This is a genomic window from Nonomuraea sp. NPDC049141 (assembly GCF_040648415.1).
Classification (GTDB): Bacteria; Actinomycetota; Actinomycetes; order Streptosporangiales; family Streptosporangiaceae; genus Nonomuraea.
In genome coordinates this window covers 95007-111255 of sequence record NZ_JBEZDR010000010.1, presented here as the reverse complement: position 1 = coordinate 111255, position 16249 = coordinate 95007, and the positions used below count along the sequence as shown (strand labels likewise).

The 16249-nt window shown below is 69.3% G+C and carries 17 protein-coding genes; 10 read left to right on the top strand and 7 right to left on the bottom strand.

The features are described from left to right. Window positions 1–150: 150 nt before the first annotated feature. The 3 genes from AB0B91_RS29590 to AB0B91_RS29580 form a co-directional block, all read right to left on the bottom strand. Window positions 151–1092, bottom strand: coding sequence for an ATP-binding cassette domain-containing protein (locus AB0B91_RS29590; RefSeq protein ID WP_358326409.1), 942 nt, complete (start codon window positions 1090–1092; stop codon window positions 151–153). Window positions 1093–1369: 277 nt separating this feature from the next. After that, complete coding sequence (locus AB0B91_RS29585) at window positions 1370–2659, bottom strand: alpha-amylase family glycosyl hydrolase (protein ID WP_358326406.1); 1290 nt, start codon at window positions 2657–2659, stop codon at window positions 1370–1372. Beyond that, window positions 2643–3812, bottom strand: coding sequence for an FUSC family protein (locus AB0B91_RS29580; RefSeq protein ID WP_358326403.1), 1170 nt, complete (start codon window positions 3810–3812; stop codon window positions 2643–2645). The genes AB0B91_RS29585 and AB0B91_RS29580 overlap by 17 nt, the downstream gene beginning before the upstream one ends. A 109-nt stretch (window positions 3813–3921) precedes the next feature. Here AB0B91_RS29580 and AB0B91_RS29575 point away from each other — a divergent pair, with 109 nt between their 5' ends. Both AB0B91_RS29575 and AB0B91_RS29570 read left to right on the top strand, forming a co-directional pair. Beyond that, window positions 3922–4350 carry a MarR family transcriptional regulator gene (locus AB0B91_RS29575; protein WP_358326400.1) on the top strand — a complete coding sequence of 143 codons (429 nt, stop codon included), beginning with the start codon at window positions 3922–3924 and terminating at the stop codon, window positions 4348–4350. A gap of 91 nt (window positions 4351–4441) precedes the next feature. Further along, complete coding sequence (locus AB0B91_RS29570; RefSeq protein WP_358326398.1) at window positions 4442–4717, top strand: hypothetical protein; 276 nt, start codon at window positions 4442–4444, stop codon at window positions 4715–4717. A gap of 87 nt (window positions 4718–4804) precedes the next feature. Here AB0B91_RS29570 and AB0B91_RS29565 read toward each other — a convergent pair whose 3' ends face one another. After that, entirely contained in the window at window positions 4805–5932 is a 1128-nt protein-coding gene (locus AB0B91_RS29565; protein ID WP_358326395.1) for a Fic family protein, read from the bottom strand. Between the two features lie 104 nt (window positions 5933–6036). Then, window positions 6037–8397, bottom strand: a complete 2361-nt coding sequence (gene lon / locus AB0B91_RS29560; protein WP_358326392.1) for an endopeptidase La — start codon at window positions 8395–8397, stop codon at window positions 6037–6039. A 169-nt stretch (window positions 8398–8566) separates the two neighbouring features. On the opposite strand from lon, the gene AB0B91_RS29555 reads away from it, so the two are divergent. From AB0B91_RS29555 to AB0B91_RS29520, 8 genes are all read left to right on the top strand, one after another. Continuing rightward, window positions 8567–9841, top strand: coding sequence for a sensor histidine kinase (locus AB0B91_RS29555; protein ID WP_358326389.1), 1275 nt, complete (start codon window positions 8567–8569; stop codon window positions 9839–9841). After that, entirely contained in the window at window positions 9838–10494 is a 657-nt protein-coding gene (locus tag AB0B91_RS29550; RefSeq protein WP_358326386.1) for a response regulator transcription factor, read from the top strand. Before AB0B91_RS29555 ends, AB0B91_RS29550 begins: the two co-directional genes overlap by 4 nt. 69 nt (window positions 10495–10563) lie before the next feature. After that, window positions 10564–11922, top strand: coding sequence for a phenylacetate--CoA ligase family protein (locus tag AB0B91_RS29545; RefSeq protein ID WP_358326383.1), 1359 nt, complete (start codon window positions 10564–10566; stop codon window positions 11920–11922). Between the two features lie 255 nt (window positions 11923–12177). Then, window positions 12178–13128 carry an alpha/beta hydrolase gene (locus AB0B91_RS29540; protein WP_358326380.1) on the top strand — a complete coding sequence of 317 codons (951 nt, stop codon included), beginning with the start codon at window positions 12178–12180 and terminating at the stop codon, window positions 13126–13128. Window positions 13129–13216: 88 nt separating this feature from the next. After that, the gene (locus AB0B91_RS29535) at window positions 13217–13858 is read left to right on the top strand and encodes a biliverdin-producing heme oxygenase (protein ID WP_358326377.1); all 642 of its coding nucleotides are present in this window, start codon (window positions 13217–13219) and stop codon (window positions 13856–13858) included. Between the two features lie 277 nt (window positions 13859–14135). Next, entirely contained in the window at window positions 14136–14459 is a 324-nt protein-coding gene (locus tag AB0B91_RS29530) for a WXG100 family type VII secretion target (protein WP_214641864.1), read from the top strand. Window positions 14460–14485: 26 nt separating this feature from the next. After that, window positions 14486–14782 carry a WXG100 family type VII secretion target gene (locus tag AB0B91_RS29525; protein ID WP_358326373.1) on the top strand — a complete coding sequence of 99 codons (297 nt, stop codon included), beginning with the start codon at window positions 14486–14488 and terminating at the stop codon, window positions 14780–14782. A 213-nt stretch (window positions 14783–14995) separates the two neighbouring features. Further along, a complete protein-coding gene (locus tag AB0B91_RS29520) occupies window positions 14996–15598 on the top strand; it encodes a TetR/AcrR family transcriptional regulator (RefSeq protein WP_358326371.1) in 603 nt (200 codons plus the stop codon). A gap of 76 nt (window positions 15599–15674) precedes the next feature. On the opposite strand, the gene AB0B91_RS29515 is transcribed toward AB0B91_RS29520, so the two are convergent. Together AB0B91_RS29515 and AB0B91_RS29510 are read right to left on the bottom strand one after the other, a co-directional pair. Next, on the bottom strand, window positions 15675–15974 hold the full coding sequence (locus AB0B91_RS29515) for a hypothetical protein (protein WP_358326369.1): 300 nt from the start codon (window positions 15972–15974) through the stop codon (window positions 15675–15677). A 73-nt stretch (window positions 15975–16047) separates the two neighbouring features. Continuing rightward, complete coding sequence (locus AB0B91_RS29510; protein WP_358326366.1) at window positions 16048–16239, bottom strand: hypothetical protein; 192 nt, start codon at window positions 16237–16239, stop codon at window positions 16048–16050. Window positions 16240–16249: the final 10 nt, after the last annotated feature.

Sequence of the window (16249 nt, the reverse complement as noted above, 5' to 3'; positions counted from 1 at the left end):
CCGGCCAAAGGCACGGACCGGGGCCAAGAAGACGCACGTCACGGCGCTCAGCCACCTCCACCGGAGGAGCGTGCCCCTGGACAGGGCCCGGCCACGGACGGTGGGTGGGGCCCACCGTGCTGTGCCGTACAGCAAAAAAGGCTTTTCGCATCAGAGCACCACCCCCCGCGCGCGGAGGAAGTCCAGCGCGGCGGCCTCCTCATCGCCCGACAAGGACACCCGCAGGCGGCCGACCGCTCCCCCGGCGAGGTTCTCGATCGAGCCGCCCAGGATGCTCACGTCCACGTCGAACTTGCGCACCACCTCCGACACCACCGGCTGATGCGGGTCGCCCGTGAAGGTGAGCGTGATCGAGCCCGCGGGCGCCGGCTCGGGCAGGGGGAAGATCTCGCGGGTCAGTCGCGATCCCGGCGTCCTGATGAGGCCGGCGATCGTGCCCGACTCCTCGACGCGGCCGTCCGACATGATGGCGACCGAGTCGCAGATGCTCTTGACGACGTTCATCTCGTGGGTGATCAGCAGGATCGTCAGGCCGAGCTCGGTGTTGAGCCGCTTGAGCAGGGACAGGATCGACTGCGTGGTGGCCGGGTCGAGCGCGGAGGTGGCCTCGTCCGACAGCAGTACCGACGGGTTGCCCGCCAGCGCCCTGGCGATGCCGACGCGCTGCTTCTGGCCGCCCGAGAGCTGGTTCGGGCGGTCGGCGCCCCGGCCGCCGAGGCCGACCAGGTCGAGGAGTTCGGTGACGCGGCGTTCCCGTTCGGCCCTGGGCACGCCCATGACCTCCAGCGGGAAGGCGACGTTCCCGGCGACCGTGCGCGAGGAGAGCAGCGCGAAGTGCTGGTGGATCATGCCGATGCGCTGCCTGGCCCGGTTGAGGTCGCCGCTGCGCAGCGCGGTGAGGTCCTGCCCGGCGACGGTGACGGTGCCCGCGGTGGGGCGTTCGAGCAGGTTGACGCAGCGCAGGAGCGTGCTCTTGCCGGCGCCGCTCTGGCCGAGCACGCCGTAGATCTCGCCTTCGCGTACGTGCAGGTCGACGCCGTCGAGGGCGACGGTGTTCCCATACACCTTGCGCAGGCCGGACGCCTGTATCACCAAAAATCCCCAGCACTAAGAGCGGCAGCACGCCGCTGGAATCGACATCGTCATCGTCGGAGGGCCCGCGGGCGGGCGGTCTAACGCGTGCCGGGGTGGAAGGGCAGGTGGCTCAACCTGCGCAGCACAAAACCGGGAGAAATCATGGGTGACCTTCGAGGTGGGGACGTCTGGCTATCGGTTCTGACAGTCCATGGCGAACATTCGCCCCATACAGCAACACCTGGCGCCGCTACCGGCGCTCTGGTCTGTCGCGTATGCCTCGTTCACGCCATTGCTAACGTCTACCTGACTTCCCGCTATTCCCTACCTCCTCGGTGACTTGGATCACGATGCTCCAGCCGTGCGCCGGAACGACGGCCGGGTCGGTCACGCCACGCTGCGGCTCGGCCACGTCGACCTGGCCGATCGGGAACCGGTGCGGCTCGTCGCCGAGGTTCAGCAGGGTGACGATCTCCGTCCCGCCACCGTCGCGGGGCCGGGAGCGGAGCGCCACGGCCGTGTTGGTCAGGTGTTCGGCGGTGGTGTGGGCTCTGACCAGCCACGGGTGACGCCGGCGCAGGCCGATGAGCCGCTGGTGCAGCCGGTAGACGTCGGTCCCGTCCGGGGCGAGGCCGCCTGGCTCCGCGGGGAACGCCGGCCTGATCGCGTCGTCACCGCCCGCCCGCTCCTCCTTCACTCCCCGGAACGCCTGCTCGTCCCCGTAATAGACGCTCGGCAGGCCGCCGACGGTGAACAGCACGGCCAGGGCGTGGCCGAGGTGCCGAGGGTCCTCAAGCCGGGTGGCGATCCTGGTGACGTCGTGGTTCCCGACGAACGTGAGGGGGACGAAGGTGTCCAGCAGCCCGTCGTGGCGGTCGAGGGCCCAGGCGAGTTCGAAGAGGTTGCGGTCGTTGAGCGAGCTCCAGATGGCCTTCCACAGCTCGTACTGGGTGACGGAGTCGAGCCCCGACTCGGCGACATATGTGGCGTAGTCGCCGTGGATCACCTCACCGCCGAACCACGCCTCCGGGTGCCGCGCACGCACCTCGGGCAGGACCTCCCGCCAGAACGACGCCGGTACGGCATAGGCAGCGTCGAGCCGCCAGCCCGCAGCGCCACGGTCGAGCCAGTGGTTCAGTACGGCGGCGACGTGGTGCCGCACGGCGGGTTCGGCGTGGTCGAGCGCGACGAGCCCATGATGCCCCTCGAACACCTCGTAGCCCTCGGTTCCTCTCCTGAACCATCGCTCGTCCGCCTGGAACGACCGGCCGACGTGGTTGAACACGCCGTCGAGGATGATCCGCAGCCCGCGTCGCCGTGCCTCGGCGACGAGAGAGTCGAAGTCGGCGTCGTCACCGAGGCGGGGGTCGATCCTGAAGTGATCGACGGTGTCGTAGCCGTGGGTCTCGGAGGCGAAGATCGGACCGAGCTGGAGCCCCGAACAGCCCAGCTCCACGACGTAGTCCAGCCACGCCTCCAGGTGGCGCAGCCGGTGCCGCACCTCCGGTTGGGCGGTGGCCGGTGCCCCGGTGAAGCCGAGCGGGTAGACCTGCCACCAGATCGCATGGTCAGTCCACGATGGCACGTGTGCTCCTCTCTCTGCGTACTGCCCAGGGCAGGTATCCCAAGCCCAGGGCCAGTACGCACCCGATGGCCGTGTCGGCCAGCCGGTACCCGATCGTGGCGGGGGCCACGCGTCCACCGCCCTCCATGAGCAGCAGGACGAGCGGCGTCATGACGGTCGCGTACAAGGTGTAGTCGCGATCCTTGAGCACCGGCCTGACCGCGGCCAGCCCGGCGACGAGCAGCACGAACAGCCATGGCGCCGGCACCCACAACAGTACGGCGGACCCCACCAGCACTCCGGCGCCGGTACCCGCGGCCCGCTCGATCGCCCGCCGCAGCGCGCCGTCCAGTTGCCGTCTGACGACGATCACGACGGTGACGGCGATCCAGGAGGCGGTCGGCTGCGGCCACACCAGGCCGATGATCTCGGCGACGGCCAGGCAGGTGATCAGGCGGATGGGGTACTGCCAGCCTCGCACGGTCCCGAGCGTCCGCCACCAGCGGCGCAGAAGCGCTCTCTTGGTGGGTGCGGGGCTCGCCGACGGAACGGCGACGGGCCGCGGTCGTTTCGTGCGTGACTGTTTTGTGTGGGCGCACAGCTTTGTGTGGGTGCACAGCGCGGTGACCAGTAGGCCCCAGATCGCCCCTTCGGCGAACAGTACGGCCGCGGCGACGGGAGCGGCGTGCTTGGCCAGGCCGGTCGAGATGACCATGAAGACGATGAAGCGCGTGGTGTGCTCGGCCATCGGACGGCTGAACCCGCCCACCGCCGCCGCCACGGCCGCGACGAGCACGACGGTGACCGCCGTGATCCAGCCCTGCCCGCCGACGGCAGCACCGACGAGCCCCGCCACGGTCGTGGCCGCGACCGCGCAACCACCTCGCCCTAACCCTTCCGCCAAGGACGCGACCTTTGCGACCACGCCATCGACGGGTGCGGCGGCCCTGGAGACGCTGTCGGCGGATGTGGTGCCCGCGGGGACGCCACCAACGGGTACGGCGCCCACTGACCCGGCACCGGTGGGCCCAGCGCCTGTGGAGACGCCGCTGACGGCGAGGGCACCGAGCGCGGCCAGCGTGCCGAGGGCCGGGTGCCCGGAGGCGACACCCCAGGCGACCGGCCCGCCGAGCCCCAGCCCGGCGGCGATCATACGTCGCGTCTCGATCCCCACATCGGCACCTCCCGACGCCGGACCCTACCATCTTCCTACGCATTGCGTAGTAAATTTTCCGCTAACTACCTGGATATACAGACATTTAGTAAGTGCTACCGTAATAATCATGGACGACGAGGAACTACGAGCCACGGCCGTATCGCTCCGCCGGGCGGCCGTCGGCCTGGCGCGGCGCCTGCGCGAGGAGCGTCCCGCACACGGCCCCGGCGCCCTGGCCCTCTCCCTTCTCGGTCACCTGCACCGACGCGGCCCCATGACCGCAGGAGAGCTGGCCACGGCCGAACACCTGCAGCCGCAGTCCGTCACCCGCGCCCTCGCCGCACTGGACGAGCAGGGCCTGATCCGCCGCTCACGCGACGAAGACGACCGCCGCCGGCACCACATCGTCCTCACCGAACGAGGCACCGCGATGCTCACCGAACAGGCCGGCACCACGGACCTGTGGCTGGCCCAGTCGATGGCCCAGCGGCTCACCCCTGCGGAGTGCCGGATCCTGGCCGTGGCAGCCGACTTGCTGGACCAACTGCACGCGTAACCGCGGTCAGGAGGTGGCAAGGCTTAGGACGGGTCAGCTCCGGCCAGCCGGTGGCGGGCGCTCCCAGCCGGAAATGCACTGCCCATCACACATGGCGCGCAAGGTGCAGTCCGGAAACCCTGCGGACGTTCTCTCTGTCGCGGAGGTCGACACCCCTGGACCACCGGGAGCGGGCCAGGCGCTGGTACGGGTGCGTGCCCTCCCGATCCACATCGACGACCTACTCGCCATCCAGGGCCCCTACCCCCCGCAGACCGCGTACCTCACTCCCAGCATCGAGGGCACCGGCATCGTCGAGGCGGTAGGGCCCGGCACCTCCGCAGCTTCCGGGGTCACCACGGGAGCGCACGTGTCCTTCTTCCCTTGAGCACGCGGTCCGCCCGGGAAAGACCGGCACCGTCCCCTGACCCACGCCGCGCCTCGCCACAAGAACCCCCGTCAGACCGTCCACCGCCTACCGGTAGGGGTCGCGCAGCGGGGTCACGCGTTCGGCGAAGTCGGCCTTGATCCTGGCCATGCGCGGGCCCGGGGCGTAGAAGCGGCCCTTGGTCTCGCCGTACGGCTGGAGCCACCCCTTGGCCGCGAGGTCGCGCAGGTCGCGGGCGGCCTGGCCCTGGCTGAGTCCTTCGTCGGCCTGGTAGCGACTCCTGCGCAGGCGCCTGTTCACGAACACCTCGTAGAGGGCGGAGACGCTCCGGTTGTTGAGGCCGTCGGCGTCGACCTGCTCCTCCAGCAGCATCCAGATTTCTCCGGCCTCGGTGAGTCGCTGGCGGACCCGCTGGGCCTGAAGGTGGTGGGCTCGCAGGCAGAATCGCACCCAAGGCAGCGTCTCGCCGTGAGGCCGCCATGAGCCTTCCTGGATCTCTCGGAGCGCGCGGTAATAGTCGACCGTGTTCTCGCCCAGGCCGAGCCACTCCTCGATGGAGGAGAACTCAGGCGTCAGGATCTGCTCACGAGCGAGGACCAGTGTCTGCAGGGCACGCGACATCCTCCCGTTGCCGTCACGCCACGGGTGGATCGCGACCAGGTTGAAGTGGGCCATCGCGCCGCGCACGTAACTCGGCGCATCGAGATCTCCGGTGTTCAGCCATGCGATGAGCTCGTCGAGCAGCCCTGGCACCGCTTCGGCCTCGGGGCCCTCGTAGACCACCTCTCCGGTCGCGGAGTTGCGAACATAAATGCCGCCCGGACGCACAACTCCGGGAGTCTTGTCACGATGGTGGCCGATCATCATGAAGTTGAGCGCATTGAGCAGCCCCTCGTCGAAGCGGAACGCGGGAGCGCGCGAAAGCAGCTGGATATAGGTCAGCGCCTGCTGGTATCCCGCGATCTCCCGGGTGACCGACACCGACGTCTCCAGCGGCTCCTCCCCCGCCATGATCGACTCGATATCCTCGACACTGGCCCGGTAACCCTCGATCGAGTTCGACCCCTGGATCGCCCGCGCCTGCAACTGCCTGCGGAGCTGCCCGTCCCAGCGATGCGTCTCAGCCAGGCGGTACTTCAGGTCGCGCCGCATGTCCTCGACCTCGGCGAGCACCGCCTTGTCCGCGGCCTCCAGCGTGGGCGTGTCGTACAACATGAACCCAGAAAAGCATGCGCGAATCATTCAGTCAAACGCGCGAATAATTCGCCCAAATAGCCAAAAGCCCCGCCGTACCGGAGTACAGCGGGGCAGCTGGTCGGTCAGGCCGCGACCGGGGAGGCGACCTGGGCCGGGGACAGGGCGATGTCGAGGACCTCGCGTACGTCGCTGACCGGGTGGATCGTCAGCTCGTTGCGCACCTCCTCGGGCACGTCGTCCAGGTCCGGCTCGTTGCGGGCCGGGATGAGGACCGTGGTGATGCCTGCCCGGTGCGCCGCCAGCAGCTTCTGCTTGACGCCGCCGATCGGCAGCACCCGTCCGGTGAGCGAGATCTCACCGGTCATGGCCACGTCACTGCGTACCGTACGACCGGACAGGAGCGAGGCCAGCGCGGTCGTCAGCGTCACGCCCGCCGAGGGGCCGTCCTTGGGCACGGCGCCCGCGGGGAAGTGGACGTGGACCGAGCGGTCCTTGAACGCGGTGACCGGCAGCTCCAGCTCCGCGCCGTGCGAGCGCAGGTAGGAGAGCGCGATCCGGGCCGACTCCTTCATCACGTCGCCCAGCTGGCCGGTGAGCGTGAGCCCGGTCTCGCCGGTCTCCGGCTCGGCCAGGGACGCCTCGACGTAGAGGACGTCGCCGCCCGCGCCGGTGACCGCCAGGCCCGTCGCCACTCCGGGCACCGAGGTGCGCTGGGTGGCCTCGGGCAGCGACGACTCCGGCACGAACCTGGGGCGGCCGATGTAACCGACCAGGTCGTCCTCGCCGACCGTGACGGGCAGCTCGTTCTTGGCCGCGACCTTGCGCAGGATGCGGGCGACCGAGCGCTCCAGGGACCGTACGCCGGCCTCCCGGGTGTATTCGGCGGCCAGCTTGCGCAGCGCCGCGTCCTCGACGCCCACCTCGTCGGCGGTCAGTCCGGCGAGGTCGAGCTGCCGGGGCAGCAGGTGGTCGCGGGCGATGGCGACCTTCTCGTCCTCGGTGTAGCCGTCGAGCGTCACGACCTCCATGCGGTCGAGCAGCGGCCCGGGGATGGCCTCCAGGACGTTGGCCGTCGCCAGGAACAACACGTCGGACAGGTCCAGCTCGACCTCGAGGTAGTGGTCGCGGAACGTGTGGTTCTGCGCGGGGTCGAGCACCTCGAGCAGGGCCGCCGTCGGGTCGCCGCGGTAGTCGGCGCCGACCTTGTCGACCTCGTCGAGCAGGACGACCGGGTTCATCGACCCGGCCTCGCGGATGGCGCGGACGATGCGGCCGGGCAGCGCGCCGACGTAGGTGCGCCGGTGACCGCGGATCTCCGCCTCGTCGCGGACGCCGCCGAGCGCGACGCGGACGAACTTGCGGCCCATCGCCCGCGCGACGGACTCGCCCAGCGAGGTCTTGCCCACTCCGGGAGGACCGGCGAGCGCGAGTACGGCGCCGCTGCGGCGGCCGCCCACCACGCCCATGCCCTTGTCCTGACGGCGCTTGCGCACGGCCAGGTGCTCGATGACGCGGTCCTTCACGTCGGCGAGACCGGTGTGGTCGGCGTCCAGCACCTCACGGGCGCGGGTGATGTCGTAGTTGTCCTCGGTCCGCTCGTTCCACGGGAGGTCGAGGACGGTGTCGAGCCAGGTACGGATCCAGCCGGTCTCGGGAGACTGGTCGGACGTACGCTCCAGCTTGTCGACCTCCTTGAGCGCGGCCTCGCGCACCTTCTCCGGCAGGTCGGCCGCCTCGACGCGGGCCCGGTAGTCCTCTTCCTCGGTCTCGGTGGAGTCGCCGTTGAGCTCCTTGAGCTCCTTCCGGACCGCGGCGAGCTGCTGGCGCAGCAGGAACTCACGCTGCTGCTTGTCCATGCCCTCCTGGACGTCCTTGCGGATCGTCTCGGCCACATCCAGCTCGGCGAGGTGCTCGCGCGACCACTCGACCAGCCTGGCCAGCCGGTCGGCGGGGTCGGCGGCCTCCAGCAGCTCGACCTTCTGGGCCGTCGTCAGCCAAGGCGTGTAGCCGGAGCTGTCGGCCAGGACCGAGGGGTCGTCGATCTGGTTGACCTGGTCGACGACCTGCCAGGCGCCGCGCTTCTGCAGGATGGTGGTGGCCAGGGCCTTGTACTCCTTGGCCAGCTCCTGGGCGCGCTCGCCGGCGGAGACGGCCTCGATCACGATGGCCTCCACCCAAAGGGCGGCGCCGGGGCCGGTCGTGCCGGTGCCCACGCGAACCCGGTTGACGCCTCGCACCACGGCGGCGGGCTCGCCACCGGGCAGCCTCCCGACCTGCTCGACAACGGCCTGCACGCCGACCGCGCCATAACGGCCGTCGATCCGGGGAACGAGGAGGACCCGCGGCTTGTTGCCACCAGATGCCTGGGCCGCGTCTATGGCCGCCCGCACCTCGGAGTCGGACAGGTCCAGCGGAACCACCATGCCCGGCAGGACGACCTCGTCGTCCAGCGGCAGGACCGGGAGGATCAAGCTCTCACTCATACGAACTCCAAAGGGTTGAGTTATACCGACTCAATTCATTAGAGCCGCCGATTGTTCCCAGGCTTGCCGATGTTCGCTCACGGCGATCGTAATCATGTAAGCCAGTCATACCTGAGGATGACGACCCAGGGTTGATGCCCGCCCGGCCACGCGCCCGTAGGGTGGTCGCGTGTTCTCGGCAGTGGTGCGATCCGTCGCGCTGGCGCTGTTCCAGGGCGACGCGGACCCGCCGCCGCCCCGATCGCGCTGGCTGCGCTTCCGGCCGCCCCGCTGGCAGCCGCTGGCCGGCCATGTCGACCTGGTCCAGGTGGCGGACATCCTGGTGGCCCTGCTCCTGTTCGGCAGCACGTTCTCCCAGTTCGTCGGCTGGAACGACGAGGCCAAGCTGCCGGTCGACGACCAGCTGCTCTTTCTCGCCTCCGCCGCGTTCTCCCTGCCCGTGGCGCTGCGTGACCGGTGGCCGCTGGGCGCCTGGCGGGTGGCCGTCGTTCTGCTGCCCTTCGCGTTGTGGGTGATTGAGACGATCAGGCCGGGCCCCGGCGACCCGCCCTACACGGCCGCCATGACGGTGATGTACGTGCTCGTGGCCTACTCGGTCGCCGCGCGTTGCGACCGCCGGATCACCATCGTCGTGTGGGTGGTGGGCGCCCTGGCCGCGTGGATCATCCATCCCGACTCGATGGCCGTGGTCACCGTCATCGTGACGGTCGCCCTGCTGTTCGGCTACAACGTGCGCGTACGGCGTAACGCCACGGCGAGGCTCGTGGAGGAGGAACGGCGCACACGGCTCGCCGAAGGCGCCCAGGCCGTGCTCGAAGAGCGGGCCAGGATCGCGCGGGAGCTGCACGACGTGGTCGCCCACCACATGTCGGTGATCGCCATCCAGGCCGAGGCGGTGCCGCTCAAGGCGGCCGGCGATCCCGTCCAGCTGGAGGCGGGACTGGCCGAGATCCGCAGCTTGTCCCTGGAGGCCATCGCCGAGCTGCGGCAGGTGCTCGGCGTGCTGCGCGACCAGGACGGCCGCACCGACACCGCGCCGCAGCCCGGCCTCGACCGGCTCGACGAGCTCGTGTCCAACGCCCGCGCCGCCGGGCTCACCGTGCGGGTGGGGCGACCGGAGCCGCTCGGGCCGCTGCCACCCGCCGTGGGCCTGTCCGCGTACCGGATCGTGCAGGAGTCGCTGAGCAACGTGATGCGGCACTCGCCCGGCTCCACGGTCACGATCACCGTCGAGCATGACGGCCACGCCTTACGGCTGCGCGTCGCCAACGCCGGCGGCACCGCGCCGGGCGGCACCGAAGGAGCCGGTCAGGGGTTGGTGGGCATGCGCGAACGGGCGGCGCTGCTCGGCGGCACGTTGGAGGCGGGACCGGTCGACGGAGGCGGTTTCCAGGTGACCGCCACGCTGCCGATCGCGGTGGCGGCGACGGAGGAGACGACGTGATCCGGGTCCTGATCGCGGACGACCAGGGGATGGTGCGCACCGGGTTCACGGTGTTCCTGAGCACGCAGGCCGACATCGAGGTGGTCGGGGAGGCGGCCAACGGCGAGGAGGCGATACGGCAGGCGGCCGAGCTGCGGCCCGACGTGGTGCTCATGGACGTACGCATGCCGGTCATGGACGGGCTGGAGGCGACCAGACGGCTCCTGTCGGCGGGCGACGGCCCGAAAGTGCTCATCCTGACCACCTTCGACCTCGACGACTACGTCTATGAGGCGCTGCGGGCGGGGGCGAGCGGGTTCCTGCTCAAGGACGCCTCGGCCGTCCAGCTCGCCGAGGCCGTGCGGGTGGTCGCGGCGGGCGACGCGCTCATCGCTCCGGCGGTCACCAAGCGGCTGATCCACGAGTTCGCCCGGCTGGGCGCGCCCCGGGCGCCGACGGTGCGGCGGCTGGCGGAGCTGACCGAGCGCGAGACGGAGGTGCTCGCGCTGGTCGCGCAGGCGATGTCCAATCAGGAGATCGCGGTGAAGCTGGTGGTGGCGGAGCAGACGGTCAAGACGCATGTGGGGCGGGTGCTGATGAAGCTGGGGCTGCGCGACAGGGCGCAGGCGATCGTCTACGCGTACGAGACGGGGCTGGTACGACCGGGCGAGTGAGCGTCCTCTGCGCGGACAGGCGGGGTTGACCGCGTGCGTGGACGGAAGGCAGGATCTACCGTCTGAGAAATGGATCCGCTTGCGCTTTTCCGTCAGGTGGCCGCGTCGGTGCCCGCGTATGGGGAGTTCCTCGCCGAGCATGGCGTCGACCCGGGCCAGGTGTCCACCATGTCAGACTTCGCGCGGTTGCCGCTGCTCACCAAGGACGGCTACCTCAACCGCCACCCACTCCCCCGGCTCTGCCGCGACGGCGTGATCGGCGACATGATCGCGGTCTCGTCCGGTTCGACGGGCACGCCGTCGTTCTGGCCGCGTTCCGCGTCCGACGAGCGGGTGATCGCGTCGCGGTTCGAGGAGGTGTTCCGGGACTCGTTCGAGGCCCAGGAACGCAGGACGCTCGCCGTCGTCTGTTTCGCGCTCGGCACCTGGGTGGGCGGGCTGTTCACCCTGGCCTGCTGCCGTCACCTGGCCGAGCGCGGCTACCCGATCACCGTGGTCGCCCCCGGCAACGACAAGCGGGAGATCCTTCGCGTCATCCCACAGTTGGCCCCGCACTTCGACCAGGTGGTGCTGCTCGGCTATCCGCCCTTCCTCAAGGACGTCATCGACGCGGGGCTGCCCTGGGCCAGGTGGAACGTCAAGCTCGTCACGGCCGGCGAGGTGTTCAGCGAGGAGTGGCGCGCGCTGGTGGCGGACAAGGCGGGCATCGCCGACCCGGTGCGCGGCATCGCCTCCCTGTACGGCACGGCCGACGCGGGGGTGCTGGGCAACGAGACTCCCCTCTCCGTGGAGATCCGCCGGTTCCTGGCCGGACGTCCAGGGGCGGCGAGGGAGCTGTTCGGCGAGTCGCGGCTGCCGACCCTCGTCCAGTACGACCCCGAGGTCCGCTTCTTCGAGGAGCATGAGGGCACGCTGGTGTTCTCGGGCGACAACGGCATCCCGCTGGTCCGCTATCACATCGCCGACGAGGGCGGGATCGTGCCGTTCGAGCGGATGCTCCGTTTCCTAGGGAAATGCGGCTTCGAGCCGTCGGCGACCGGTCCCTCCCGGCCCTTCGTGTACGTGTTCGGGCGCAGCCACTTCACCGTGTCCTACTACGGGGCGAACGTGTTCCCGGAGAACATCTCCATCGGACTTCAGCAGCCGGCGGTCAGTTCGCTGGTCACCGGGAAGTTCGTCATGGAAGCGGTGGAGGACGACCGGCGCGACCGGAATCTCACGGTGACGGTGGAGCTGATGCCGGGCGAGAAGCCGTCGGAGGAGACGGCCCGGCTCGTGGGCGAGTCGATCCTGGCGCAGATGCTCCGGCTCAACAGCGAGTTCGCGGCCTATGTGCCGATGGCTCGGCAGGCGCCGTTCATCCGGCTCCGGGAACTGGGCGATCCCGAGTACTTCCCGCCCGGCGCCAAGCACCGCTACACGCGCTGACCACCTCGTCCGCCAGGTGCCTGCCGATGGCGCTGTCACCGCCAGACATTTGCCTGCGGATGCGTCATCCCCGGGCATTTGACTTCGGCCGTGTCACCCCAGGCGCTTACCGACCGCCGCGTCATCCCTAGGCGCTTACCGACCGCCGCGTCATCCCCAGGTACTTGCCGACGGCCGCATCAACCCCAGGTACTACCGGAGAATTCAAACCCAGCGGTGACGCGGTCGACGGCCTCCCTTCCGTAGCTTCTGATCATGCTCAGAATGCTCACGCTCGCCGGAAGTCTCGCGTTCGGCGCGGTCCTGGCACTGCCCAGCCAGCACAGTGGCCGGCTCGTGAAGGTCTACGGCGATCTGGCCACCGCCGATCGGGTCGCCATCGTCGTGCCGGGTGCCGACACCACGGTGGCCACCTTCGAGGCGAGCACGAAGCGGCCGGGCGGCGCGGCCCGGGCGCTGCTGGCCGAGGCCGCCAAGGTGAGCCACGGCGAGCGACTGGCCGTGATCGCTTGGCTCGGCTACGACGCGCCGCCAACGTGGAGCCTGGGCGCCATCACGGACACGGCGGCCGTCGAGGGAGCGAAGGCGCTTCGCCGTACCGTCACGGAATTGCACGCGCGGACATCCGCGCCGATCGCCTTGCTGTGCCACAGCTATGGGTCCGTGGTGTGCGCCAAGGCCGGACCGGACCTGCCCGTGGCCGATATAGCACTGTTCGGAAGCCCGGGAATCGACGCACCATCCAGCCACACGCCATCCGACCCCACACTGCCCGACCCCACACCGTCCAACCCGACGCTGCCCAACGCCACGCCATCCAACGCCACATCCGACGCCGCGCCATCCGGCCCCACGCTGCCGGACCCCACGCTGCCGGACCCGACCCTGCCCAACGCCACGCCATCTGACCCCACGCTGCCCGACCGCGCGCCATCCGACCGCGCACCGTCTGCCACCAGAGTGTGGGCGGGTGTGGGTGGGAGCGACTGGATTAGATTCGTGCCAAAAGTGAAGCTCGGGCCGCTCGGTTTCGGCGCCGACGCGCTGAGTCCCGGGTACGGCGCGCGGGTGTTTGAGGTCGGTCCCGGCGGGCACAGTGACTACTTCGCACCCGGCACGCCGTCGCTACGCAATCTCACGTTGATCGCCTTAGGTCGCCCCGGCGACGTGGTGGCTGCCGCACCAGCAGGACAGGGTCGGGTTTAATGACAGTGTGTCGTCATCAACTTGACGCGCCCATCCAGGGTTTGTGACACTTTGTCATGAAAGACCCGGCCACACATTGGGGTGAAGCGTGACGTCGTTCTCCGAGATCTTGAAGAACGCCACCTGGGGCGACCACGAGTCGGCCGAGGACGAGAGCTACCTCAAAGAGCTGATGAGCGGCCGGCTGAGCGAGCAGGACTACGGCGAGCTCGTCGCGCAGCACTACTTCGCCTACCTCGCTCTCGACGGCGCCGCCAAGACGCTGGTCGACCACCCGGTGGCCGGGCGGTTCGTCTTCCCGGAGCTCTATCGGGAGCCGGCGCTGGAGCGTGACCTGCGGACCGTCTACGGAGCCGGCTGGCGCGACCGGATCGCCCCCTCGAAGGCGACCCGGACCCTGGTGGCGCGGATCGAGCAGGTGGCCGACTGGCCGGGCGGCTACATCGCCCACCACTACACCCGCTATATGGGCGACCTGTCTGGCGGGCAGTTCATCCGGATGGAGCTGCAGAAGATCTACGGCTACCAGAAGGGCGGCGGGGTCGACTTCTACCTGTTCGACGAGGTCGGCAGCCTGCCCCGGTTCAAGAACGAATATCGCGCCCGCCTCGACGCTCTGCCCTTCGGCGAGCGGGAGCAGCAGCGCATGATCGGCGAGGTCAAGCTGGCCTACCAGCTCAACACCGAGGTGCTCGGCGAGCTGCTCCACGTGATCAAGGCAGCCGCATAGGACGCCCTGCCGGTGAAATACGAGTGGCCGCGCCGCCACTGACCGATCGGCGCTCATTTCGAATATCGCCCTCTTTCCCGCACTGCCGACACAAGCGTTGACGCTGGTCGGCCGCATGCCGGGTCGCGAAGTACGCGCATTCGCCAACATTTACAGGAAAATTGAAATCGTGGCTTCGCCGCCGCGTGCGCGCTTATATTTGCTCGCGTCGCACGAAATTCTCGCACGTTTCAGGCGCGTTATTCACGCCTGACCGCACCGCACCGGAAGGCGAACCGTGACGCAGCCGACCACGTACCAGCAAGGAAGTCAGCAGGACGCGGCCACGCGCGCGCTGACCGCGCACGAGCACATCACCCAGATCCACAGCAGGCTGCTCCAGATCCCCGAGCAGCTCGGCGGCGCGTGGAAGGGCGAGTCGGCGACCGTCTACGCGCAGGTTCTCAACGAGTGGAACCCGCAGTTCAAGAAGGTCATCGACGCCCTTCACCTGATCGCCGAGAACCTCAAGGGCTCGGGGATCGAGTACGAGGAGGCCAGCACCTCCACGCAGGCCGTCACCCAGAACCTCATGGCCGCGCTCAACGGCGGCAAGCTCTGAACACCGACTGCTAAGGAGGGGTGGCCATGGGCAACCCGGACATCATTCTCGCTAATTTCGACCAGATGGAGGAGATCGCGGCCGAGCTCGGCCGGGCGTACGGCAGCCTGGTCGGCGAGCTGACCGACCTGGAGAACGACCTGAAGGTCCTGGAGACCTGGGACGGCTCGGCGAAGGGCGTCTATCTGGAGGCCAAGCGCAACTGGAACGAGGCCGTGGTGACGATGGGTGACACCATGCAGCGCTTCGGCCCGGCCCTGCATGACGCCACCGGGATCATGCGGGACGCCGAGCAGGCCAACGTCCGCCGCTGGGGCACCTGACCGCGGCGCCGTCCAGAGCGGCTCCGGCCTGACGCACCTTTTCCAGCACGTCGTCTCGACGCGCCTTTCCAGGACGTCTGAGGGGATTTTCCAGATGTATGCGCAGGCTGGAGCGGCCCCCACGTTCGTACGCCATACCAGACCTCCTGCGCACGAGTCGGCTTAAAGACGGATGACCACCGCCCTTCGAGCCCCCGGCCTACCATTGGACCCATGCCCCGCATCTCCGCCGCCACGATCGGTGAGCACCGAGCCCAGACGCGCGATCGCATCCTGCAGGCCGTCGCCCGCCTGTCGAGGGTGCAGGGGATCGACGCCATCTCGATGACGGACGTGGCGAACGAGGCCGTGATCACCCGGACCGTCCTCTACAACTACTATCCGGACAAGGCCGCCCTGCTGCTGGCCTTCACTGAACGGGTCACCAGCTACTTCATCGAAGACTACGAGCGGGAGTTGCCGGCAGGGGCGTCTCCCGCCGACCGGTTGCGTGTGTTCGTGAGGCTGCAGCTGACCGGTCTGCTGGCGCACCCGCATCCGGGAGCGGCCGATCTCAGCGCCGCGCTCGGTCCCGACGCCTACCAGCAGCTCGCCGAACACGTGGCGCCCATGCAGCGCATCCTCGTGGAGATCCTGGAGAGCGGGATCGAATCAGCCGCTTTCCAGGTACTCGACGTCGAGGCGACGGCCCGCATGATCCTCGCGGTGATCGGCGCGGAGCGGGTGCCCCTGATCAGCGGCGCGGTCACCGTCGAGACGGCGGGGGAACTGGTGACGGGCTTCGTGCTGAGAGCCCTGGGCAACACCGCTCCGTAACCCATGCGCGGCGCGGGTCAGCAGGGCGCGCTGTTGCCGGGCCCCACACCGGTCAACATGCCGGGAGCCATACCGGTCAGTACGCCGGACCAGGTCGGTCAGTACGTCGGGCGCCACACCGGCCAGTACGCCGGACCAGGTCGGTCAGTACGTCGGACCAGGCGACCACGTACGGCTCAGGCAGCCCCGGGCGCTCCAGAGCGGCGGCGAACAGCCGAAGCCGCCGCCGCTCCCGGGAAGGAGTCCCGACGACGACGAGGGGAGGCCCGCTCCCTCCGAAACCGCGATAGAACGCCAGTCGTCGAAGGTGGCGCAGCGCAGGCAGCCGGTCGGCGGCTGCGGCCAGCGCCTCGACCGCCATCTCTGCCAAGGTCAAGGCCGCAGGCGGCAGTAGTCGAGCCCTCGCTGGCCGACCACGATCGCGCGGATGCGCGGGCCATCGACCCGGCTCAACAGGTCGTCGAGGTCTTTCTTGGGCTCAGCAGGTCGTCGAGGTCCTTGAGTGAGGGCGCGTCCGAGTCCCCGGACGAGGACATGGCGGTGATGCGCCAGGCGGCGTCGGCGGGCAGTCGCTGCACGGCCTCCCGCCTATAGACCGGTAAGTCGTAAAGGGACGGGAGATGTTCGTAGAACGAGAACATGGCTGCTTTT

Coding starts and splice junctions, on each gene's coding strand:
- AB0B91_RS29575 (WP_358326400.1), top strand. CDS start 3,922: ATGGACGACGAGGAACTACGAGCCACGGCCGTATCGCTCCGCCGGGCG.
- AB0B91_RS29570 (WP_358326398.1), top strand. CDS start 4,442: ATGGCGCGCAAGGTGCAGTCCGGAAACCCTGCGGACGTTCTCTCTGTC.
- AB0B91_RS29565 (WP_358326395.1), bottom strand. CDS start 5,932: ATGTTGTACGACACGCCCACGCTGGAGGCCGCGGACAAGGCGGTGCTC.
- lon (WP_358326392.1), bottom strand. CDS start 8,397: ATGAGTGAGAGCTTGATCCTCCCGGTCCTGCCGCTGGACGACGAGGTC.
- AB0B91_RS29545 (WP_358326383.1), top strand. CDS start 10,564: ATGGATCCGCTTGCGCTTTTCCGTCAGGTGGCCGCGTCGGTGCCCGCG.
- AB0B91_RS29540 (WP_358326380.1), top strand. CDS start 12,178: ATGCTCAGAATGCTCACGCTCGCCGGAAGTCTCGCGTTCGGCGCGGTC.
- AB0B91_RS29525 (WP_358326373.1), top strand. CDS start 14,486: ATGGGCAACCCGGACATCATTCTCGCTAATTTCGACCAGATGGAGGAG.
- AB0B91_RS29520 (WP_358326371.1), top strand. CDS start 14,996: ATGCCCCGCATCTCCGCCGCCACGATCGGTGAGCACCGAGCCCAGACG.
- AB0B91_RS29510 (WP_358326366.1), bottom strand. CDS start 16,239: ATGTTCTCGTTCTACGAACATCTCCCGTCCCTTTACGACTTACCGGTC.